Raw genomic sequence first — 20,057 nt, forward strand, 5'->3', positions numbered from 1 at the left:
GCTATTTGCAGGGAACTTTGCGCATGATCCGTCTGCGACTTTGGTAGCGCAAGGAATTACATGGTGTGCGTAGGACGCTCGGACCCGGTCATGCCCACGAGGATATTCTCGATGCGGGTGCGGGCCACCTCACCATCGGACGATTCGTTGAACTGCACGCCGATGCCAGCGGTGCGATTGCCCTGGGCACCGACCGGGGTGACCCAGACGACCTTGCCGGCCACGGAGAGGCGCTCGCCCTCGTCGGTTAGATTGATCAGGAGCACGACCTCGTCACCCAACGCGTAGCGCTGGGCCGTGGGCGCGAACAGGCCGCCGTGCTTCAGATAAGGCATGTACGCGTTATAAAGCGCGGCCGTGTCCTTGATCTTCAACGAAATGATGCCCTGGCGGGCGGCGATGGCCGGGTTCATGGCTGTGCTCCTGCAAACCGCGGGGGCGACAGGCCCCTCATGCCGCATCCTAACGATCACGGCGGCCAAGCGTAAAGCGACCTGTCAGAGGAATGTGATGGCGGGCTAAAGCTCGCACCATCCCCAACGGTCGAAGATCCATGGCGACGGTACGTACATATGGAGCTTGGCGAACGCCGGACCGATCGCCCCTTCCGCAAACGCATGCAGCACGTAGCGGCCCTGTCCGTCCTGGGCAATGGGCGCCTTGGACCAGGGCCAGTCGCGCACGCCCGTGCGGTCGGCCACCGTCAGGTGCAGCCACGGATGCAAGGACGACGGCGGATTCCAGGGCAGCACCGACGCATCCTCCCTGGGCAGGCCGCCCTTGACCGCCAAGTATCGCTCCGGGCGACCCGCAAGTCGCCGCATGCGTTTGCCACTGAGGGTCATCTGGCTTTGATGGCATGCCAACGCCGCCATCTTGTTCGCGTGCAGCCCCACCGAGGAGTCGAGCTTGACCCTGCCCGTCACCTCCTCTTCACGACCATGGACCAGATAAGCGAGCAACTCGGGCGCGCCAGCCTGCCACTGCGCAACCGCCAGGCGCGCAAGCACATGGGCGGCGCCATGGTCGGGGTGGTGATCACCCAAGGCCGGGATCGCCAGCAGATTGGGGCGACAACGGTCGAGATAGGTGGTCATGGTCGACACGCCCTGGTCGAAGTTCTCGCACAACAAGGTGGTGATACCCATATCGGGCCAGCCGAGCGGATGCAAGGCGGCGGGATCGACGCCTAGCTGACGCAAGGCCCGCTCTACTTCGCCGCGTCGGCGCTCACCCCAGCGACGGCGCTCGTCGACACCGATGCGCAGGCGCCGCTCCACCCAGCGCTGAGGCCAGGGGTTGTTGTCGCCATTCGTCAGCAGAAGAATCTGGACGTCGCCGCCCGATGCTCGAACCTGCTGAATCAGTTCGCCCGTCGCAATCGATTCGTCATCGGGATGAGGGGCTACCACCAGCAGGCGCGTGTCGGCGTTGAGACTCAACGCCATGTCAGCCACCCACTCCGTCAGGCGAAAGCGGCCGCCAGCCGCGGTCAAACGCCTTGCTCCAGACCAGGGCGACCGGGACCCCCTCGGCCACCTTCAAGTGGTGCCGGCCTCGATCCAGAAACCAGTGGTCGGCGTCCGGCGCACCATCCAGGCTTGCGCGCAGGCGCGTGTGCCCATCGGTCAGCACGTAGTCGCCCGGCAAGGCCACGTCGATGACCTGGTCTTCTGACCGCGGGGAAAGCATGCGCCCCGCCACCCACACATTCGGACCCGCCGCCACGTAATTGCCCTCCAGGAAACGCGTACTTGCATCAGGTAGACGATGCGCGGTCGTCATCATCGTGCAGTGGCGCACCAGTTCGTCAACAATCGTGTCTGCCATTTGACCGCGCCGCAACCGGCGCATAGCCAGGCTTTCCAGCACCGGATAGTACGGGCGCGTGCGAAAAATCGACTCGCCCTTGGCGTCCATCACGGTATCGGTCTTGTCGCTGTAGCGGAGCACCAGGGCCAGCTCGGCGCGCTGCGGCGCCAGGCTGTCCTGCCAGGGCGGCGCATAGGCCACGACGGTCGCCAGCTCGCCGGCAAGCACCAGGGCAACCAGGCCACGACGAAGTCCGGGCCGCGCGCCCAACCAACCCCAATGCGAAACCCACCCGCACGCCACCAACACCAGCAAGGGCACAGCGGGCAGGAAATCCTGCTTGGTGATTAGCGGCCAAACAAACCAGATCAGCAACAGATAGAGGCCACTCTGCAAGGCAAGAAAGACCGCCCAGTCAAAGTCCCGCAATCCGCGCTGGCGGATCGTACGCGCCGCCACGGCAATCATCGGCCCCGCCAGCAGCAGGAACCAGAGCAGGTTCAGCGCGGCGTGGCGCTTTTTCGCACCGCCCACGTTGTACCCAGCCAGGCCGTACCAGACGTCAGCGAGCGCGTCATGCCCGGCGAACCAGCCGACGAAAAGAGCCGGAACCAGCAGCAGCCCGCCCGCGGCCGCAGCCCAGCGTCGCCATCCGACCGGCGCGGCGCCTGCCGGCTGCATCAGCTTGACCACGGCCATTGCCGCCAAGGCGGTGACCACCAGCACCAGCGTCTTCTGCGACACCGCGAGCGCGCAGCCGATCAGCAATCCGGCCACGAAATAGCGCCAGGTTCGGGCTGGCGTCCCGACCACGAAGGCCAGGCCGGCAAGCCACATGGCCGTCCACAGGTCGTCCGTGCGGAACTGCCCGCTCACGATGAAGAAACGGGGAAACAAACCGGCCACGAGCATGGCGACCACGGCCACGCGCCAGCCATACAGACGCCGCCCCATCCAGCCGACGGCGCCGACCGCCACGACATACCAGACCTGCATGGCCAGACGCAGCCAGGTCAGCACGTCGGCGCGCTCATCGAGCAAGGTCAACAGCGGCGAGTGCAGCCAACCAAACAGGGGACCGTGGTTGTCGAAAACATCCCGATACGGCAACAGCCCCTGCGTCCACGCCCAGGACACGTGGGCATGCTGCGCCTCATCGGAATTGAGCGTGTACGCGTTCAACCACACCAGCCGGAGCACCAGCAGGAGCAGAAGGGATAGCCAGGGCCAAACCGGGACACGTTGCGGCAGTGGGGACTTCATCCCGCCAGCCTAGGTAGACGTCCTGTCTGCCAGCTTTCCCTGATCTCAGGCCTCTCTTTCAGCGCCGAGTGACGTCGGTTATCGCCAGCGAGCCAACAATTCCAGCAGCAGGAGATCCCCACGCAAGGGCCCGCGCAAGGACTCGCGCGTGCGATTGGCAGACATGTACCACTGATCCAGCGCCTCGGCATCCAGGTTGCTCGACAGCGGACTGGCAGCAGTGCCGGCGCGCGACCTCACTTCATCGGCTACGGCCTGGGCGGCAAACCACAAGCGCTGCTCGGGCTCGTTGTCCAACCAGCGACGCGCCACTTCCATCGCCTCGCCCCGCCCTGCCGCCAGGGCGGACAAGTCCTTGCGCACTTCCTGCCTTCGAGCCAGGGCACCGGCGTCGACCCACGCGCGGGCCAGTCCCGGATTGCCCGCAGCCGCGTCCAGCGCGGCCGCCGCATCGTTCACGCCGGCTTGCTGCAACCAGCCAAGCGCCTCCTCCCGCGGGGGCAGATGAAACTCGATGCGCTGGCAGCGACTGCGAATGGTCTGCGGCAATCGCCAGGGCGCATTGGCGACCAGCATCAGCAAGGTCTGTTGCGACGGTTCTTCCAGCGTCTTGAGCAAGGCGTTGGCCGCGGCGGTATTCATGGCATCGGCCGGATCGATGCAGACGATCTGCCAGCCGCCGAACTGGCTGGACATGGCCAGGCGCGCCGACAGCTCGCGAACCTGATCGACCACGATCTCGCTGCGTTGCACGCCGTCTTTGCGCAAGCCAAAACTCAGCACGGCAAAGTCCGGATGCGTACCCGCCACGAACAATAGGCAGCTGCGGCAGTGTCCGCAGGCTTCACCATCCTGCGTCTGCTTGCAGAGCAAGCCCTGCGCGAAACGACGCATGAAATCGCGCTTGCCCAGACCTTCCGGCCCACACAGCAGCAAGGCGTGCGGCATGGCATCGCGCGCACGGCGCGACTGCAAGCGCGACCAATGCTCGGCGTGCCAGGGCATCGCGTTCATGCGGCCGCTCCAAACAGGTTCGCCATAGCGTCCACCGCTGTCTGCAGCACTTGCGCCTGCGAAAGGCTGGCATCGATGACGCGAAAACGGGCAGGCTCGGCAACGGCGCGTGCGCGATACGTGCTGCGCACGCGCTCGAAGAAAGCATCAGCCTCCACTTCGATGCGATCGGCCTCACCACGACCTGCGGCGCGCGCGCGACCGGTGGCCACGGGAAGATCAAGCAGCAAGGTGAGATCGGGCTTGAGGCCGTTGGTCGCCCAGCGCTCCAGCTCGGCAATGCGCTCCATCGGCATGCCGCGTCCACCGCCCTGATAGGCAAAGCTGGCATCGGTGAAGCGGTCGCACAGCACCCACCGACCGGCGGCCAGGGCTGGCTCGATGCATTCGCGCACCAGCTGCGCGCGCGAAGCGAACATCAGCAACAGCTCCGACTCCGCACTCATGTCGCCGCGGGCAGGATCCAGCACGATGCTGCGCACCGCTTCGCCCAGCGGGGTGCCGCCAGGTTCGCGGGTCTGCACCAGCGCCACGCCACGCCCCACCAGATGCTCCTGCAATCCGGCCAGCAAGGTGCTCTTGCCAGCACCCTCGCCGCCTTCGAGCGAAATGAATTTGCCTCGTGATGTCATGGACAGCGCTTCAGTTGGTAGCAGGCGACGTTGCGATTGTGTTCGTCCAGCGTACTGGAGAAAGCATGGCTGCCATCGCCCCGGGAGACGAAATACAGCTCAGTACCGTCTGCCGGATGCAAGGCGGCCTCGATCGCGGGCTTGCCCGCCATCGCAATCGGCGTCGGCGGCAGCCCCGGGCGGGTATACGTGTTGTATGGCGTGTCGGTAGTGAGGTCGACCTTGTGGATGCTCCCCGTATACGACTCGCCCATGCCATAGATCACCGTAGGATCGGTCTGCAGCAGCATGTGATTCTGCAGGCGACGCACGAACACACCGGCGATGCGAGGACGCTCGTCCGCACGGGCCGTTTCCTTCTCCACGATGGAAGCCAGGATCAAGGCGTCATACGGCGTAGCCAGCGGCACATCCTGGTCGCGCTGAGCCCATAGCGTATCCAGCATCTTGGTCATCGCGGTATGCGCGCGGCGCAGGACGTCCAGATCACTGTCGCCCTTCACGTAGGCATAGGTCTCAGGGAGGAAGCGACCTTCCGGCATCTCGCCTGCGGCACCGATCTTGGCCATCAACGCCGCGTCGTCCAGACCGGCACCGTCCTGGCGCAAGCGATCGGCCTTGGCCAGTGCCTGGCGCAGGTCGCGGAAATTCCAACCATCGACGATGGTGAAATTCCGCTGCAGTACCCTGCCCGCCGCCATATTGAGCAGCAGGTCGCGCGGCGTCATGCCCACGGTGAGCGCGTATTCGCCCGCATGCAAACGCCCCGCTACGCGCAGTTGCTCGGCAAGCACGCGCCAGTAGAGCGGCCCGACCGTGGTGACGTGTTCCTCACGCAGCTGACCCACCACGTCGCGAAGGCTGCTGCCACGTCCCACATCGATGCTGGGGGTCTGCGCTGTCACCGCCAACGGCGTGCGCGTAAAACGCTGGAAATCCTGCCATCCATAGATCAGGGTGCCAGCCACCGCCAGCAATACCAGCACGATCAGCGCGCGCCAACGCACGCGCCCCTGCATCTTGTCTCGACTCATGCCTGCTCCATCGGAAAACCCAGACCGCGCCAGTGACGCTGCAAAGCGCGGGTGACCGGGCCGGGAACATACACGGTATCGTCCACGGCCTGAACTGGCAGGATGCCGCGGACGCTCGAACTGAGGAAGACCTCATCCGCGCGCAGGAGATCTTCCCGAGAAATATCACCGACATGGACGGCGGCCCGGCTCGCCAGGACTTCGGCGCGGGCCACGCCCGCCACGCCGGACCGTTCGACGGACGGGGTGACGAGCACGCCGTCGACCACGGCAAACAGATTGGCCATGGTGGCCGCGATGACGTTTCCGTCGGTATCGCGCATCAAGCCGTCGGCGACCGAAGGGTCGCTCCATTCCGCCCGTGCCAGTACCTGTTCCAGCCGATTGAGATGTTTCATGCCTGCCAGCGATGGCTGTATGGCCAGGCGTGTTTCGCACCAGCGCAGGCGGATGCCATGGATATAGGCATCGCCCATCATCGCGGGCGCGGCAAAGGCCGCGACGATGCGGGTGGGGTGAGCCGTTGTCGGCAGGGCATAGCCCCGCTCACCCACCCCGCGCGTCAGCGTCATGCGCACGACGGCCTGATCCATGCCACCCACGACGCTCCGTGCCTCGTGCAGCAACAGCGCCGCATCCGGCATCGGCAGTTGGAGTCGAACGCAGCTGTGCTGGAGTCGTTCCATGTGACGCGACCACAACGGTGCAAGCCCAGCCACAAAGCGAATGGTTTCGAACAATCCATCGCCATAGGACAGTCCGCGATCGAGCGCGCAAACCGTGTCGACGCCTAGGCCATCGACCAGGACGCGCGCCGTGGCGGACATCAGCCTGGTACTCCGAGTGCCCGCAACAGTCCGCGCGCCTTGGCACGCGTTTCGTCGAGCTCCTTGTCCGCCACCGAATCGGCCACGATGCCGGCACCGGCGCGTAGCGTCACCCGCGCATCGGCGAGCATAAACGTGCGGATAAGAATGTTCAGATCCAGGTCGCCGTTGCGGTCGAGATAGCCCAACGCGCCGGTATAGGCCCCACGCGGGGCGTCCTCCAGCGCGGCGATGATCTCCATGCAGCGCACCTTGGGACAACCGGTGATGGTGCCGCCTGGAAACGTCGCCGCGATCACCTCGCCGGGCGTCACATCCTCGCGCAGCCGCCCACGCACGTTGGACACGATGTGGTGAACATGCGCGTAGCTTTCCACCACCATCAATTCGTTGACCTCGACCGTGCCCGGCACGCAAACGCGGCCCAGATCGTTGCGCTCGAGATCGATCAGCATGACGTGCTCGGCGCGCTCCTTCGGATGCGTGCTGAGTTCGAGAATACGGGCCAGGTCGTCATCGCCCGGGGTACGCGGTCGCGTGCCTGCGATCGGGCGCGTCTGCGCCACTCCATCGCGCACTTCCACCAATCGCTCGGGCGAAGAACTCACCACCGCCCAGTCCGGCTGCTGCAACAAGCCAGCGAACGGAGCGGGATTGGCCAGCCTCAGCGCCTGGTACAGCTCGACAGGCTTCGGCGGTACCGCATAGTGCGCATGCCATGCCCGGGAAAGATTGACCTGAAAAATATCGCCGGCGTGGAGATGCTCGTGGATGCGCGCCACGCCATCGAGGAACAGCTTTGGATCGTCTTCGTCACAGCTGGACGGTGTAGCCAGCGTCGGGATCGTAGGTGTCGCGGAAAGATCCGCCGCCATGGCATCGAGCAGTGCCTCGTGGCCCGCTTCGGCGATCAGGATCGTGCAATCGGCCTCATGATCGACAATCACGGCGGCAGGACAACGCAGCGCCAGTGCGGTAGGCAGCAATTCGGGAGAACGCAGCCGCAGGCGTGGCTCAATCTCGCCGACCAGTTCATACGCAAGCAGCAGCAGCCAGCCACCGTGAAATGGCAGATCGTCCGTTTCGTCGCGCGGCACGCGGGCCTTTCGCCACGCCTCGTCCAGCGCATCGAGAAAACGCCCGTCGCGCGCCACGCCCTGCGCATCGAGCAGACGTCCATCCGCATGCAAGGTCAGGCTTTCCTGCGGGTAAGCAAACAGGATGTCGTAGCGGGACTGCGGCGTACCGCGCGTCACGCTTTGCAGCAGCCCGGGATAGCGCTCCGGAAATGCAGCGGCCGGCGCGAGTAGATCGCGCCGGCCGTGCAAGGTACGACGATGGAAGTTCAACTCGCCGCTCAAACGCGGCGGAATGCCAACGTGCCGTTGGTACCACCAAAGCCAAACGAGTTGGAGATGGCTACGTCAAACTTCGCCTCGCGCGCCACGTGCGGTACGAAATCGAGGTCACAGCCATCACCCGGCTCATCCAGATTGATGGTCGGCGGCAGCACCTGATCGCGCAGCGCCAGGATGGTGAAGATCGCTTCCACACCGCCGGCCGCACCGAGCAGATGACCGGTGACAGACTTGGTCGAGCTCATCGCCAGCTTGTAGGCGTGGTCGCCGAAGACCTTCTTCGCCGCCATCACTTCACCCAGGTCGCCCAACGGCGTCGAGGTGCCGTGCGCATTGACGTACTGCACGTCGGTCGGGTTGATGCCGCCGTCCTTGAGTGCGCTGTCCATGCAACGCGCCGCACCCTCACCGCCCTCGCTCGGTGCGGTCATGTGGAATGCATCGCCACTCATGCCGAAACCAACCAGCTCGGCATAGATTCTCGCGCCACGCGCCTTGGCGTGTTCGTACTCTTCCAGCATCAGGACGCCCGCGCCATCGGACAGCACGAAACCGTCACGATCCTTGTCCCACGGACGGCTGGCCTTGGTCGGCTCATCGTTGCGGGTGGACATGGCCTTGGCCGAGCAGAAGCCCGCCATGGCGGTGCCCGTGGTGGCGAATTCGGCGCCGCCGGCGATCATGGCGTCGGCATCACCGTACTGGATCATTCGCGCGGCCATGCCGATGTTGTGCGTGCCCGTGGTACAGGCGGTGACGCACGCAATATTCGGGCCTTTCAGGCCGAACATGATCGATAGCTGGCCCGACACCATGTTGATGATCGAACTGGGCACATAGAACGGCGACACCCGGCGCGGCCCCTTCGCCGCCAGTTCCAGCGTGGTCGCTTCGATCGTATACAGACCGCCGATGCCGGCACCCACGGCCACACCAATTCGCGGTGCATTCGCCTCGGTCACTTCCAGCCCGGAATCGCGCAGCGCCTGGGTGCCCGCAGCCACGCCATAGTGGATGAACGGATCCATCTTCTTGACGTCTTTCAGCGGCATCCACTCAGCCGGATCAAAACCAGCGACCTGTCCGGCAATGCGGGTGGAATAAGCGGAAGTATCGAAATGGGTGACCGGGCCGATCCCGCTGACACCCTTGAGGACACGCTCCCAAGCGGTGGCGAGTTCGTTACCGACCGGCGAGATGATACCCATGCCGGTCACTACCACACGTCGTTTACTCATGTTGATCTTCCCTCATTCGGTTCCGTGGTACTGCCGACATCGACAGTCTTTCCGCGCTATCGCGGCCACGTCGTCCGTACCGTCCGGCGCGTATTCGCGCACCATACGGGATCGGACGTTGCAAAATGCAGAAACGAAAACTGCGCCAATGAGGCGCAGCTTCCGGTATCGCTAGTGGGCGGACGCATAGTGCGAACGCGCCTGCCTTCACAGAGCGATCACTCCTTGGTATGGGCCTTGATGTAATCAACAGCCTGCTGCACCGTGGTGATCTTCTCGGCTTCCTCGTCCGGGATCTCAGTCTCGAACTCTTCTTCGAGGGCCATGACCAGCTCGACGGTGTCCAGCGAATCAGCGCCCAGATCGTCCACGAACGAAGCGTTCGCCGTGACCTCATCCTCCTTCACGCCCAGCTGCTCGATGACGATTTTCTTGACGCGCTCTTCGATGGTGCTCATGTTGCCAATACCTCCCAAGGAGTAGTTACCTATCAAAGCCGACCCATCGGTCGACTATGGCCGGCGGATTGTAGTGGCTAAGCACAAGGGCCGCCATGGTCCGCCAGCAATGGTTGGACGCAGGTCACGGGACCGGCGCGAAAGGGTAATTGTCGCCTAAAACGAAGCCGCTGGCGACAACCCCGTGTTAAACCGGCCCGTGCCGGCGCTCCGGAACGTCATCCAGCCATGGCCAGACGACCCTTCCGGCCGTTTCAAACGTTACGTTCAGCGGTGCTCGCAAACCGCCCGGGACAGCGAAGACATCGCCTTCGCTGCGCTTCCTGACCGCCTTACGGCATGTACATGCCGCCGTTGACATGCAGGGTCTCACCCGTGATGTAGGCGGCCGCAGGCGACGCCAGGAAGGCCACCGCCTTCGCGATGTCGCTGGCTTCGCCGAGGCGACCCAAGGCAATCTGCCCGAGCAACGCCTGCTTGGACTCTTCCGGCAGTGCGCGCGTCATATCGGTATCGATGAAACCCGGTGCCACCACGTTGACCGTGATGCCACGCGAACCGATCTCCCGCGCCAGCGACTTGGAAAAGGCAATGATGCCGGCCTTTGCGGCAGCGTAGTTCGCCTGCCCCGGATTGCCGGTAAGACCGATCACCGAGGCGATGGAAATGATGCGACCCTTGCGCGCCTTCATCATGCCGCGCATCACCGCCTTCGAAGTGCGATACACCGAAGTCAGGTTGGTATCGAGAATGGCCTGCCAGTCTTCTTCGCGCATACGCATCAACAGCTGGTCGCGGGTAATGCCGGCGTTGTTGACCAGGATCGATACCGCACCAAATTCCTTGCCGATGCCGTCGATCAAGGCCTCGACCGACGGACCGTCGGTGACATTGAGCATGCGTCCGTGACCGCCATGGGCAGCCAGACGCTCGCCGATCGCCGCCGCACCACTCTCGCTGGTCGCGGTGCCTACGACGGTAGCGCCCAGCGCTGCCAGTTCGTCAGCAATCGCAGCGCCAATGCCGCGGCTCGCGCCAGTGACGAGGACGATCTCACCCTGCAATATCTTGCTCATCTGTCATTTCCTTTTGGATGGCCAAACGCGCATCCGTCGAAGCGAAAGCGTATCAATCATGCGAGACATTGAAGCCTCGCCATCGCGGATTCGTCTATTGCCGACTCAAGCCCACTCGGTGCGGACAGCATCGATCTCGGCCGGCGTGCCAATAGCGCGCGCCTCGATGCTTTTGTCGATGCGCTTGATCAAGCCGGCCAGCACCTTGCCCGGGCCCGCTTCGGCGATACGCGTGGCGCCGCCAGCGGCCAGCGTCTGCACGCATTCGGTCCAGCGCACCGGCAAGTAGAGCTGGCGCTGCAGAGCGCCGCGGATATCGTCCAGCGAGGCATAGCTGCGCGCCTCCGCGTTCTGCACCACCGGAATGTTTGGTGTGCGCCAGTTGAGCGTCGCCATGCGCTCGCCCAGCCGATCGGCCGCATCGCGCATCAACGCGCAATGGGACGGCACCGACACGGCCAGCTTGATGGCCTTCTTCACACCCAGCTCAGCCAGCTTTGCCAGCGCGCGATCCACCGCTTCGGCGTTGCCGGCGATGACCAGCTGGCCCGGCGAATTGAAGTTGGCCGGCGACACCACCTGCCCCTGCGCCATTTCCTCGCATACGGCGGCGATCTGCGCATCGTCGCCGCCAAGAATCGCCGCCATTGCACCGACGCCCGGCGGCACGGCCGCCTGCATCAGGCGGCCGCGCTCGGCCACCAGCGCCGCTGCGTCGTGCAGCGAGAGCGCGCCAGCGCATACCAGGGCGCTGTACTCGCCCAGGCTATGGCCCGACAGCTGCGCCGGCTGCACGCCGCCCAACTTCTGCCACACCCGCCACACCGCCACACTGGCGGCCAACAGGGCCGGCTGCGTGTTCTCAGTGCGATTGAGATCGCCTTCAGGTCCCTGCTGGCTGAGCGCCCACAGGTCCACGCCGGCGCCCTGCGAGGCTTCGTCGAAGGTGGCCTTCACGTCCGCATGGACAGCGGCCAGTTCGGCCAACATGCCCACGGATTGCGAGCCCTGGCCCGGGAAAACGAAAGCGAGCGTAGCGGCGGTCTGAGTCATGGAGCGAGCGATTTCCGGATGCTAAAAGCGGAATGGTGCCAGTAATGGCGGACATACGCAGCTGTATCGCGGGGAAAGGGGACGACGTGGGGATCTTAGGGGGCCGCTAAGCACCTTCATCCACTGCCTCGTAGGCCGAATGTAGGAGCGCACCCTGTGGCCAATCAGCCAACGGGGCGGTGACGCCGTGATCGCGCACAGGGTGCGCTCCCACATGGCAATCATGCCCAGCGGGCGCTTTCCGATTTGTCACTGCGACCCGACCGGCGCAAAAACAATGCCGCCCGAAGGCGGCATGGAGAGAACACCACAAAACCAAGAGATCAGTAGCGCAGCAACGCCGACGCCCAGGTGAAACCACCACCAAACGCCTCCAGCAGCAGCGTCTGCCCGCGCTTCACCTTGCCCGAACGCACGGCAAAGTCGAGCGCCAGCGGCACCGAGCCGGACGAGGTGTTGGCATGCTGGTCGACCGTCACCACCACCCGCTCCATCGGCATATTCAGACGCTTGGCCGTGGCTTCGATGATGCGCAGGTTAGCCTGGTGCGGAATCAGCCAGTCGATCTGCGAGGCCTCCATGCCGGCCGCCTGCAGGGTTTCATCGACCAGCGCGTCGAGCGTCTTCACCGCAACCTTGAACACCTCGCGGCCCGCCATAGTAATGCGCATGCCGTGGTTCGGCTCGTCCTTGAAGCCCACGGAAACGCCAACCGGGTTGTACAGCAGATGCTTGAAGCCGCCATCGGCGTGCAGGCAGGTGGCGTAGATGCCCGGCTCTTCGGAGGCTTCGAGCACGACCGCGCCGGCACCATCGCCGAACAGCACGCAGGATTCGCGCTCCGTCCAGTCGACCATGCGGGTCAGCGTTTCCGCGCCGATCACCAGCACCTTCTTGGACTGACCGCTACGGATAAACTTGTCGGCCACGCCCAGGGCGTAGACGAAGCCCGAGCAGGCCGCATTGACGTCGAACGCGGCGCAGCCGTTGGCGCCCAGACGGTGTTGCACCAGGCAGGCGGTGGACGGAAAAATGAGGTCGGGCGTGGTGGTGCCCAGCACGATCAGGTCCAGTTCGGACGCCTTGACCCCAGCGGCCTCCAGCGCACGCTGGGCGGCCAGGGTGGCCAGGTCGCCCGTGGTTTCGCCGTCAGCGGCGATATGTCGCTGCTGGATGCCGGTACGGGTGCGAATCCACTCGTCCGTGGTTTCGACGATCTTTTCCAGATCGGCATTGGTAACCACGCGCTCAGGCAGCGCGCTGCCGGTACCCGTGATGCGGGCGTAGATCTGGGACATTAACTTTCCAGGTGCGGGGCTGGCCGAAGCAGGCCGTCCTCTCGCGCTTGCGCGCAGGCGCCCGCCCCCAAGCCGCCAAAACTACGTGGGTGATCGCTCAAACGCAAAGCGGCGCGTTACCGCGCCGCCCCGCTAAACCGCATCCCTTGCGGGAACGATCAATCCTCTTCGGTCACCGACGTGTTGGTGTCGATCACCTTCTTGCCGCGATAGTAGCCATCCTTGGTGACGTGGTGGCGCAGATGCACCTCACCACTGGTCGGATCGGTGGACAGCTGCACGGTTTTCAGCGCATCGTGCGAACGACGCATGCCGCGGGTGGACGGGGTCTTGCGGCTCTTGGCAACGGCCATGGCGAGTCTCCAGCTAAATCAACGTTTCTTGAGTTCGCGCAAAACCGCGAACGGGTTATCGGAACGCCCTTCACCGGAGGAATCTTCCTCTGGCTCGTGGCCTACTACTGCTTCGGGCAGCGTGCTGTCCGGGTTCACCGGGATCAGCGGCAGTGCCAACAACAATTCGTCTTCGATCACATCCGCCAGGATCAACTTGCCGTCGTCGGCCACGAGCAGTGGCTCGCAACCCGGCGACAAGGCCGATTCCTCGCGCTCGGTCCGGATCAGTCCGAGGCGGCTGTCTACCGGCACCGGCAGCACAAACGGCTCCAAGGTGCGTTGGCAGGTCAGCGTGAGAGGGGCTTGAACGCGGACATCGAGGTACGCCGTACCAAACTCGTCCCGCCCAAAATCCAGCTCGTATTGCAGTGTTCCTTCCGTACCAGCCAAGACCTCGCCCAACCGCTTTAAGGCGGCTACGGGTAGTTCTCCCTGGAAGGAACGCCGCGCCGAGACCATGCGCCAAGCGTCCACGGACTCTGGCAGTGTCACGGACATAGACATGAAATCTTAGGATTACAACCAGTTGAAGTCAACCGTTACGACACTTAAAAACACCGTATCCACGCCATTTTGCCTGAATGCGGCTGGTACGGCAGACTTCAACCACTTCATCAAGCGAGCCGACCGTCCCCGTGAATGATTATCTGACGCTTGGCCTTGCCGCCCTGGTGGCGCTCGTGGCGGTCGCGATCGGCCTCGCCATATTCTACCGCTACCGCAGCGACCGGCGCAGCAGCAGCCTGTACCGGTTGCTGGAGCTGGCTGACCGGCTGGAGGTGGATCTCAAGACTTGCCGTGCCGGCCTGCAGCAGGCCCACGCGGTCATGTCGCTCAATCCCGACCAGCCCGCCAGTGGTGAGCAGGAAGCGCGTCAGGCGATCGATGCCGGCTTGCGCTCGCTGCTGCAGCAGCGCATCTGGATCCGCGACGAGGCGCCCCGGGCCAGCCAGCGACAGCTGGACCAGGCAGTCACCACCATGAATCTGACGCGAGAACGCCTGCGCCCCCTGGTCGAGGCGCTGGACCGCGCCCAGCACGATCTGGACAGCGCCATGCGCGAACACATCCGCCGGGAGCACGACGCATGAGCCTGCCGCGCCTGGTGCTGGGCTCCACCTCGCGCTATCGGGCCGAACTGCTGCGGCGGATTTATGCCGATTTCGAGCAGCGCTCGCCTGGAACGGATGAACATCCGCTGCCGGGGGAGACGCCGCGTGAGCGTGCCTTGCGTCTCGCCGTCGCCAAGGCCCGCGGCGCGGCAGTGGACCTGCATGACGCCCTGGTGATCGGCTCGGATCAGGTCGCCGAATGCGATGGCCTAGTATTGGACAAGCCGGGTACGCTCGAGCGCGCCCATGAACAGCTCGCCACCTGCTCCGGCCGCGAGGTGCATTTCCACACCGCCCTGTGCCTGTATGACACCCGCAACGGAGCGGAGCGTATCCACGTCGACCACACCCGGGTTTGTTTTCGCAGCCTCGACGCCGCGGAAATCGTCCGCTATGTCGAACGCGAGCAGCCACTCGACTGTGCCGGCAGCTTCAAGTGCGAGGGCCTGGGCATCAGCCTGTTCGAGCGGATCGACAATGAAGACCCCAGCGCGCTGGTCGGCCTGCCCTTGATCGCGCTCGCCCGCTTGCTGCGCGAGGCGGGCATCAGCCTGCCCTGAGCCCTCGATCTAGAGAACGATCTAGAGAAGACCTGATAAGCCGTCATCCCAGCGGCTCTCAACAGCCGAAGGGCTGGTCAAGCTGGGACCCAGCGTCTTTGCAAGGTACAGAAGGCACTGGAAGCCATGCCCGGCCACCGTTTCGCCCAGCGGGATCAGCCAGGCCGTGAGTGGCGGCAGGTCGCTATAGCCCCAGGCGAGATGGAGGCTTTCCTGCCAGTAGAACGCTTCGTCACCAAATGGCGACAGTCTCGCGACAAGCATGAGCTTGACCAGAAACAGCGCGACGGAAGCCATGACGAAAGCGCCTCGCCAGCGCGCGAGGTCGGCGGCTACACTGCTTCCGTCAGGCATGGCTGTTGCCCTGCGCCATTCTTTTACGCTGCCGGAAGCCCATGTCCGCCATCACTCCATTGCACGATGAAACCCTGCGTACGCACCTGGACGCGGCCATGGCCCAGGTCAATCGCGTGCTGCTGGGCAAGCCGCGCCAGGTAAAGCTCGCTTTTACCTGCCTGATTGCCGGCGGCCACCTGCTGCTGGAAGACGTCCCCGGCGTGGGCAAGACGACCCTAGCCCACGCGCTGGCGGCCAGCTTTGCGCTCGATTTCCAACGCGTGCAGTTCACCAGCGACCTGCTCCCCTCGGACATTATCGGGGTCAGCGTATACGAGCGCGAGACGAGCCAGTTCCGTTTTCATCCAGGACCGATCTTTACCGGCCTGCTGCTGGCCGATGAAATCAACCGCGCCACACCCAAGACGCAAAGCGCGCTGCTGGAAGCCATGGCCGAAGGTCAGGTGACGGTGGACGGCCAGACGCTTGCGCTGCCGCAGCCGTTCTTCGTGGTGGCCACGCAGAATCCCATGGACCTGGCGGGCACCTTCCCGCTGCCCGACTCGCAGCTGGACCGTTTCATGTTGCGCGTGTCGCTCGATTACCCCGATGCCGCCGCCGAACGTGCCTTATTGACCGGTAGCGATCGCCGCGACTTGCTCGCTCAACTCACCCCCCAGCTCGATGGTGATGGTCTCGCCGAACTGTCGCGTCGCGCCCGAACCGTCACCGCGAGCAGCGCACTGCTGGATTACCTGCAGGCGTTGCTGGCGGCAAGCCGCCGGCATGCGGACATCCGGGTCGGTCTCTCGCCTCGTGCGGGCCTGGCCCTGCTCAGCGCCGCGCGGACATGGGCGATGCTAAGTGATCGCCAGCATGTATTGCCCGAGGACGTGCAAGCTCTATTCGTACCGCTGGCGGCCCATCGCATGGTCGCCGCCCGCGGTGCCAGCGGCGACCACCTGGCACGTGATCTGCTCGCAAACGTCGCGGTGGGCTAATGCTCGCAGCGCTCCGCCGCTCTCAGGCATGGGCGGAACGACGCCTGCCCGCGCTCACCCGCTACAAGCGGCCGGAAAGCCTGCCCATTACGCTGCATCGCCGGCGTATCTACATCGTGCCTACGGCGTTCGGCGCGGGCTTCACCGCCCTGCTTTTCATCATGCTCATCGGCGCACTCAACTACGCCAATAATGCTGCGCTCTTGCTTACGTGCCTGCTCGGCGCCGCCAGTTCTTCCAGCATGCTGGTGGCGTTCCGCAGCCTCAACGGACTACGCCTGATCAGCATCCAGCAGGGACACGCCATCGCCGGCGAACCGCTCTCGCTGCAACTTGTCTTCGAGGGTGGCGAACGCGCGCACGCCTCGGTACACGCGGATCTGGACGGCCATACGCAAGCATTCTCGCTGCCCCCGCGCGAACAAACGCTGGTGACGCTGGACGTGCCTACGTCGAAGCGCGGCTGGCAACCCCTGCCGCGCATCAAGCTGTGGAGCAACTGGCCACTCGGCTTGTTCCACGCCTGGAGCTGGATTCACCCGGAGCAGGCCGTGCTGGTGTGGCCACAACCGGAAACCGGCGGCCCGCCGCCGGTATTGCCAGGCGAGGACGGGCAGCGCCAGCGACTGCACCATGGCGAAGACGTTGCTGCACTGCGCGACTATCGGCCGGGCGACCCCCAACGACACATCGCCTGGAAAGTCAGTGCCCGCCACTCGAACCTGTTGGTGAAGGATTTCGAGCAGCCCGAAGCGCGGCAGGAATGGCGACTGGACTGGCGGCACCTTCCGCAACTTTCCCCCGAGGCGCGTATCTCGCGACTCGCCCGTTGGCTTGGTGAAGCGGATGCACTGGGACGCAGCAGCAGCCTGTGGCTGCCCGACGAGGAGATTCCCCTCGGTGGTGGCCACAATCACTACGCGCGTTGCATGAACGCGCTGGCGCGCATGCCGTGATCAAGTTTTCGCTGTTTCACCGCAAGCCACGGCTGCCGCTTGGCGCGCGCGCCTTCGACCTGCTCTGCCTTACCGTCCTCGTCGTACTGACGGCTCACGCACCGCATTTGCCGGTCTGGTTCAGCGGGGCCCTCGTCCTCGTGCTCGGGCTGCGCTGGTGGCAGCGCCGCAAGCACGGTGGCCGCGCGCCGCTGTATCTCAAGCTGCCCTTGATCGCGCTGCTGTCTGCGGCCGTGATCTTCCACTACGGCACCTTGTTCGGACGCGAACCCGGCGCGGCGCTGGCGGTGGGCCTGCTCGTGCTCAAGCTGCTGGAATCTGAAGCGACACGCGACGCACGCGTCGGCGCGGCGTTTGCCTGCTTCGCCCTGATGACCGCCTTGCTGTTCGATCAGGGCATGCTGGCAACCCTGCTGGTCGCGCTGGGCTTGTTGCCGGCCCTGGCCACGCTGCGCGCGCTAGAACCGGCCCATGGCACGACCTCGCTGCCGCGCGAGTTGCTGCCGGCACTAGGGCTGCTCGCTGTATCACTGCCACTGGCCCTGCTGGCCTTCCTGCTGGTGCCCCGACTCAGCTCGCCCTTATGGGGCGCGCCGAATGCGCCCCAGGCGCGCACCGGGCTCAGCGACGACATGGCGCCTGGCGACTTCTTCGACCTGCTGACCGACGATCGCCCGGCCATGCGCGTCAGCTTCGCAGGCCAGCCGCCCCAAAACAGCCAGCGCTATTTTCGCGCCTACGTCATGTCGCAATTTGACGGGCGCCGCTGGAGTCATGTCGATGGGTTGGGCCAGCCACCCGCAGAAGTGGAACACGGCAAAACCGTTGACTACACCGTCGACCTCGAAGCGAGCGGCCAACGCGTACTGCCCGCCCTGGATGTTCCCATCAACGCACCCGAGCAGGCCCAACTCGGTCCGAACCGGGAGGTAATTGCCGATCGGCCCATCAACGACACGCTCACCTACTCACTGCAATCCGCACTCAGCTATCGTCTGCAATCCCAGTTGGGCGAACCGGGGCGGCGGCGTGGCCTGCAACTGCCAGCGGGCTTCAATCCGCGATCGCTCGCACTGGCCGCCCGCTGGCGCGCGCAGTACGGCGCCAATGACTCGGCCGTCATAAAAGCCGCACTGAGCCTGTTCCACGACGGCGGGTTCAGCTACACCCTGGCACCGGCGCCCCTCGGCCGCGACTCGGTCGATGACTTTCTGTTCTCAACCCATGAGGGCTTCTGCCAACACTACGCGTCGGCGTTTACGGTACTGATGCGTGCGGCCGGCATTCCGGCAAGAGTCGTCACCGGCTATCAGGGTGGCTTTTGGAATGCGATGGGCAACTATCTGCTGGTGCGCCAGTCGGATGCCCATGCCTGGAGCGAAGTCTGGTTGCCGGCGCGCGGATGGACGCGCGTCGATCCCACCGCCGCTGTGCGCCCGGAGCGCGTCAGCCTGGGTGCCGCTGCAACGTCCAGCGCCGCAACAGACTGGTCACCCAATCGTTGGTGGCTGGGCTTGCGCAATCGCTGGGACATCGTCAACCGCTGGTGGAACCAGGGCGTTATCGGCTTTGACGCGCTTCGGCAACACGGGTTGCTGACGCCGTTCGGTGTACGTGACACGGACCCGGGCATGTTGGGTTTGCTGCTGGCCATCGGCGGTATCCTTTTCGCGGCCCTTGGGCTGGCTTGGGCGCTATGGAGACGCCCGCCTGCCGATCCGCTGCGAGCGGCGATGCAACTGTTGGAACGGAGACTGGCTGTCGTCGATGTTGCCCGTCGCCACAGCGAAGGACCGCAGCACTTTTTCAGTCGCGCTGGGCGAGCGTTGCCCGCCCAGCGCGCGGAACTGGACGGACTGATGAGGACGTATCTCGAACTGCGCTACGCCCACGACGAACCGCCGCCGAATCTGGTTAGAAACTTTCGACTGGCCGTGCAGGACTTTCGGCCACGTCGCATGGTCAAATGATATTGAACCGTGGGTGCTTCGCATCCACTAGACGATGGAGAGAGTGTCATGTCCATGCACAAGCCGTTGATCCTCGCGACCGCAGTAGCGACATTGGCCGCCTGCGCAACGGTGCCGCAACCGCTGCAAGGCACGTACACCGAGGTGTCCTCGGTGTCAGTCCAGCAGGGCGCCGCTTCCGGTGCCGAGGTACGCTGGGGCGGCCAGATCATCAAGACCGAACCAGGCCCGCAGGAAACCTGCTTCTACGTGCTCTCGCGCCCATTGGATAGCCAGGCGCGTCCACACGACGCCGACAGCAACAGCGAGACCCAGGGTCGCTTTGTGGCCTGCCGCGCCGGCTTCTACGACCCAGAAGTGTTTGCCCAGGGCCGGGATATCACCGTCACCGGCACCTTGCACGGCACCGTGTCGGAGAAGGTGGGCGAATACGGCTACCCCTATCCGCGCGTCGAAGCCAACGTGGTCTATCTGTGGCCCAAGCGCGTGGTCTATCCGTATGGGGGCTACTACGACCCGTTCTGGGGTCCGGGCTGGGGCCCGTACTGGGGCGGCCCGTGGGGCTGGGGCGGATACGGCTGGGGCGGGTATGGCGGCTGGGGTGGCTACTACCCGACCCGCGTGATCGTGGCGCCGCGCCGCGTGGCGCCGGTGCACCGTTGAT

At 64.7% G+C, this 20,057-nt stretch carries 22 protein-coding genes; 6 read left to right on the top strand and 16 right to left on the bottom strand.

The genetic code is table 11. The features are described 5' to 3' along the window. Positions 1–56: 56 nt before the first annotated feature. The 15 genes from ACT01B_RS13955 to ACT01B_RS14025 form a co-directional block, all read right to left on the bottom strand. Positions 57–413 carry a PilZ domain-containing protein gene (locus tag ACT01B_RS13955; RefSeq protein WP_445143845.1) on the bottom strand — a complete coding sequence of 119 codons (357 nt, stop codon included), beginning with the start codon at positions 411–413 and terminating at the stop codon, positions 57–59. Between the two features lie 105 nt (positions 414–518). Beyond that, a complete protein-coding gene (locus ACT01B_RS13960; protein WP_445143846.1) occupies positions 519–1,448 on the bottom strand; it encodes a PIG-L deacetylase family protein in 930 nt (309 codons plus the stop codon). Between the two features lies 1 nt (position 1,449). Further along, complete coding sequence (locus ACT01B_RS13965; protein WP_445143847.1) at positions 1,450–3,075, bottom strand: ArnT family glycosyltransferase; 1,626 nt, start codon at positions 3,073–3,075, stop codon at positions 1,450–1,452. Positions 3,076–3,153: 78 nt separating this feature from the next. Next, the gene (holB, locus tag ACT01B_RS13970; RefSeq protein ID WP_445143848.1) at positions 3,154–4,089 is read right to left on the bottom strand and encodes a DNA polymerase III subunit delta'; all 936 of its coding nucleotides are present in this window, start codon (positions 4,087–4,089) and stop codon (positions 3,154–3,156) included. Further along, positions 4,086–4,721, bottom strand: coding sequence for a dTMP kinase (gene tmk / locus ACT01B_RS13975; protein ID WP_445143849.1), 636 nt, complete (start codon positions 4,719–4,721; stop codon positions 4,086–4,088). The genes holB and tmk overlap by 4 nt, the downstream gene beginning before the upstream one ends. Further along, a complete protein-coding gene (gene mltG, locus ACT01B_RS13980) occupies positions 4,718–5,755 on the bottom strand; it encodes an endolytic transglycosylase MltG (RefSeq protein WP_445143850.1) in 1,038 nt (345 codons plus the stop codon). Before mltG ends, tmk begins: the two co-directional genes overlap by 4 nt. Continuing rightward, a complete protein-coding gene (gene pabC / locus ACT01B_RS13985; protein ID WP_445143851.1) occupies positions 5,752–6,582 on the bottom strand; it encodes an aminodeoxychorismate lyase in 831 nt (276 codons plus the stop codon). Before pabC ends, mltG begins: the two co-directional genes overlap by 4 nt. Next, positions 6,582–7,931 carry an aminodeoxychorismate synthase component I gene (locus ACT01B_RS13990; RefSeq protein WP_445143852.1) on the bottom strand — a complete coding sequence of 450 codons (1,350 nt, stop codon included), beginning with the start codon at positions 7,929–7,931 and terminating at the stop codon, positions 6,582–6,584. The genes pabC and ACT01B_RS13990 overlap by 1 nt, the downstream gene beginning before the upstream one ends. An 8-nt stretch (positions 7,932–7,939) precedes the next feature. After that, entirely contained in the window at positions 7,940–9,178 is a 1,239-nt protein-coding gene (gene fabF / locus ACT01B_RS13995) for a beta-ketoacyl-ACP synthase II (RefSeq protein WP_445143853.1), read from the bottom strand. Positions 9,179–9,396: 218 nt separating this feature from the next. Continuing rightward, positions 9,397–9,636, bottom strand: a complete 240-nt coding sequence (acpP, locus tag ACT01B_RS14000) for an acyl carrier protein (RefSeq protein WP_114823364.1) — start codon at positions 9,634–9,636, stop codon at positions 9,397–9,399. A 332-nt stretch (positions 9,637–9,968) separates the two neighbouring features. Further along, on the bottom strand, positions 9,969–10,712 hold the full coding sequence (fabG, locus tag ACT01B_RS14005) for a 3-oxoacyl-ACP reductase FabG (RefSeq protein ID WP_445143854.1): 744 nt from the start codon (positions 10,710–10,712) through the stop codon (positions 9,969–9,971). Between the two features lie 105 nt (positions 10,713–10,817). After that, entirely contained in the window at positions 10,818–11,765 is a 948-nt protein-coding gene (fabD, locus tag ACT01B_RS14010; protein WP_445143855.1) for an ACP S-malonyltransferase, read from the bottom strand. Positions 11,766–12,088: 323 nt separating this feature from the next. Next, positions 12,089–13,063, bottom strand: a complete 975-nt coding sequence (locus ACT01B_RS14015; RefSeq protein ID WP_445143856.1) for a beta-ketoacyl-ACP synthase III — start codon at positions 13,061–13,063, stop codon at positions 12,089–12,091. Positions 13,064–13,221: 158 nt separating this feature from the next. Beyond that, positions 13,222–13,416 carry a 50S ribosomal protein L32 gene (rpmF, locus tag ACT01B_RS14020; RefSeq protein WP_445143857.1) on the bottom strand — a complete coding sequence of 65 codons (195 nt, stop codon included), beginning with the start codon at positions 13,414–13,416 and terminating at the stop codon, positions 13,222–13,224. A gap of 18 nt (positions 13,417–13,434) precedes the next feature. Beyond that, positions 13,435–13,917, bottom strand: a complete 483-nt coding sequence (locus ACT01B_RS14025; protein ID WP_445147489.1) for a YceD family protein — start codon at positions 13,915–13,917, stop codon at positions 13,435–13,437. Between the two features lie 176 nt (positions 13,918–14,093). Here ACT01B_RS14025 and ACT01B_RS14030 point away from each other — a divergent pair, with 176 nt between their 5' ends. Next, positions 14,094–14,549: a hypothetical protein gene (locus tag ACT01B_RS14030; RefSeq protein ID WP_445143858.1), complete on the top strand. Its 456-nt coding sequence runs from the start codon at positions 14,094–14,096 to the stop codon at positions 14,547–14,549. Beyond that, positions 14,546–15,130 (top strand): Maf family protein, encoded by a 585-nt coding sequence (locus ACT01B_RS14035; protein ID WP_445143859.1) that lies wholly within the window; start codon positions 14,546–14,548, stop codon positions 15,128–15,130. Before ACT01B_RS14030 ends, ACT01B_RS14035 begins: the two co-directional genes overlap by 4 nt. 21 nt (positions 15,131–15,151) lie before the next feature. On the opposite strand, the gene ACT01B_RS14040 is transcribed toward ACT01B_RS14035, so the two are convergent. Then, the gene (locus tag ACT01B_RS14040) at positions 15,152–15,427 is read right to left on the bottom strand and encodes a hypothetical protein (protein WP_445143860.1); all 276 of its coding nucleotides are present in this window, start codon (positions 15,425–15,427) and stop codon (positions 15,152–15,154) included. A 98-nt stretch (positions 15,428–15,525) separates the two neighbouring features. Here ACT01B_RS14040 and ACT01B_RS14045 point away from each other — a divergent pair, with 98 nt between their 5' ends. The 4 genes from ACT01B_RS14045 to ACT01B_RS14060 are packed head-to-tail and all read left to right on the top strand — an operon-like array spanning position 15,526 to position 20,056. Continuing rightward, complete coding sequence (locus ACT01B_RS14045; protein ID WP_445143861.1) at positions 15,526–16,467, top strand: AAA family ATPase; 942 nt, start codon at positions 15,526–15,528, stop codon at positions 16,465–16,467. Next, the gene (locus ACT01B_RS14050) at positions 16,467–17,423 is read left to right on the top strand and encodes a DUF58 domain-containing protein (RefSeq protein WP_445143862.1); all 957 of its coding nucleotides are present in this window, start codon (positions 16,467–16,469) and stop codon (positions 17,421–17,423) included. The genes ACT01B_RS14045 and ACT01B_RS14050 overlap by 1 nt, the downstream gene beginning before the upstream one ends. Beyond that, entirely contained in the window at positions 17,420–19,393 is a 1,974-nt protein-coding gene (locus ACT01B_RS14055; RefSeq protein WP_445143863.1) for a transglutaminase TgpA family protein, read from the top strand. Before ACT01B_RS14050 ends, ACT01B_RS14055 begins: the two co-directional genes overlap by 4 nt. A 48-nt stretch (positions 19,394–19,441) precedes the next feature. Then, entirely contained in the window at positions 19,442–20,056 is a 615-nt protein-coding gene (locus ACT01B_RS14060) for a Slp family lipoprotein (RefSeq protein WP_445143864.1), read from the top strand. The last annotated feature ends 1 nt before the right edge of the window (position 20,057 follow it).

The organism is Dyella sp. Tek66A03 (assembly GCF_052567735.1).

Bases quoted from the DNA above. Each gene is read 5' to 3' on its own strand.
- ACT01B_RS14040 (WP_445143860.1), bottom strand. From the start codon at position 15,427: ATGGCTTCCGTCGCGCTGTTTCTGGTCAAGCTCATGCTTGTCGCGAGA.
- fabG (WP_445143854.1), bottom strand. From the start codon at position 10,712: ATGAGCAAGATATTGCAGGGTGAGATCGTCCTCGTCACTGGCGCGAGC.
- ACT01B_RS14045 (WP_445143861.1), top strand. From the start codon at position 15,526: ATGTCCGCCATCACTCCATTGCACGATGAAACCCTGCGTACGCACCTG.
- pabC (WP_445143851.1), bottom strand. From the start codon at position 6,582: ATGTCCGCCACGGCGCGCGTCCTGGTCGATGGCCTAGGCGTCGACACG.
- ACT01B_RS13955 (WP_445143845.1), bottom strand. From the start codon at position 413: ATGAACCCGGCCATCGCCGCCCGCCAGGGCATCATTTCGTTGAAGATC.
- ACT01B_RS14060 (WP_445143864.1), top strand. From the start codon at position 19,442: ATGTCCATGCACAAGCCGTTGATCCTCGCGACCGCAGTAGCGACATTG.
- ACT01B_RS14025 (WP_445147489.1), bottom strand. From the start codon at position 13,917: ATGGTCTCGGCGCGGCGTTCCTTCCAGGGAGAACTACCCGTAGCCGCC.
- ACT01B_RS14015 (WP_445143856.1), bottom strand. From the start codon at position 13,063: ATGTCCCAGATCTACGCCCGCATCACGGGTACCGGCAGCGCGCTGCCT.
- fabF (WP_445143853.1), bottom strand. From the start codon at position 9,178: ATGAGTAAACGACGTGTGGTAGTGACCGGCATGGGTATCATCTCGCCG.
- mltG (WP_445143850.1), bottom strand. From the start codon at position 5,755: ATGAGTCGAGACAAGATGCAGGGGCGCGTGCGTTGGCGCGCGCTGATC.
- acpP (WP_114823364.1), bottom strand. From the start codon at position 9,636: ATGAGCACCATCGAAGAGCGCGTCAAGAAAATCGTCATCGAGCAGCTG.
- ACT01B_RS13960 (WP_445143846.1), bottom strand. From the start codon at position 1,448: ATGGCGTTGAGTCTCAACGCCGACACGCGCCTGCTGGTGGTAGCCCCT.
- rpmF (WP_445143857.1), bottom strand. From the start codon at position 13,416: ATGGCCGTTGCCAAGAGCCGCAAGACCCCGTCCACCCGCGGCATGCGT.
- holB (WP_445143848.1), bottom strand. From the start codon at position 4,089: ATGAACGCGATGCCCTGGCACGCCGAGCATTGGTCGCGCTTGCAGTCG.
- ACT01B_RS14050 (WP_445143862.1), top strand. From the start codon at position 16,467: ATGCTCGCAGCGCTCCGCCGCTCTCAGGCATGGGCGGAACGACGCCTG.
- ACT01B_RS14035 (WP_445143859.1), top strand. From the start codon at position 14,546: ATGAGCCTGCCGCGCCTGGTGCTGGGCTCCACCTCGCGCTATCGGGCC.
- fabD (WP_445143855.1), bottom strand. From the start codon at position 11,765: ATGACTCAGACCGCCGCTACGCTCGCTTTCGTTTTCCCGGGCCAGGGC.
- tmk (WP_445143849.1), bottom strand. From the start codon at position 4,721: ATGACATCACGAGGCAAATTCATTTCGCTCGAAGGCGGCGAGGGTGCT.
- ACT01B_RS13965 (WP_445143847.1), bottom strand. From the start codon at position 3,075: ATGAAGTCCCCACTGCCGCAACGTGTCCCGGTTTGGCCCTGGCTATCC.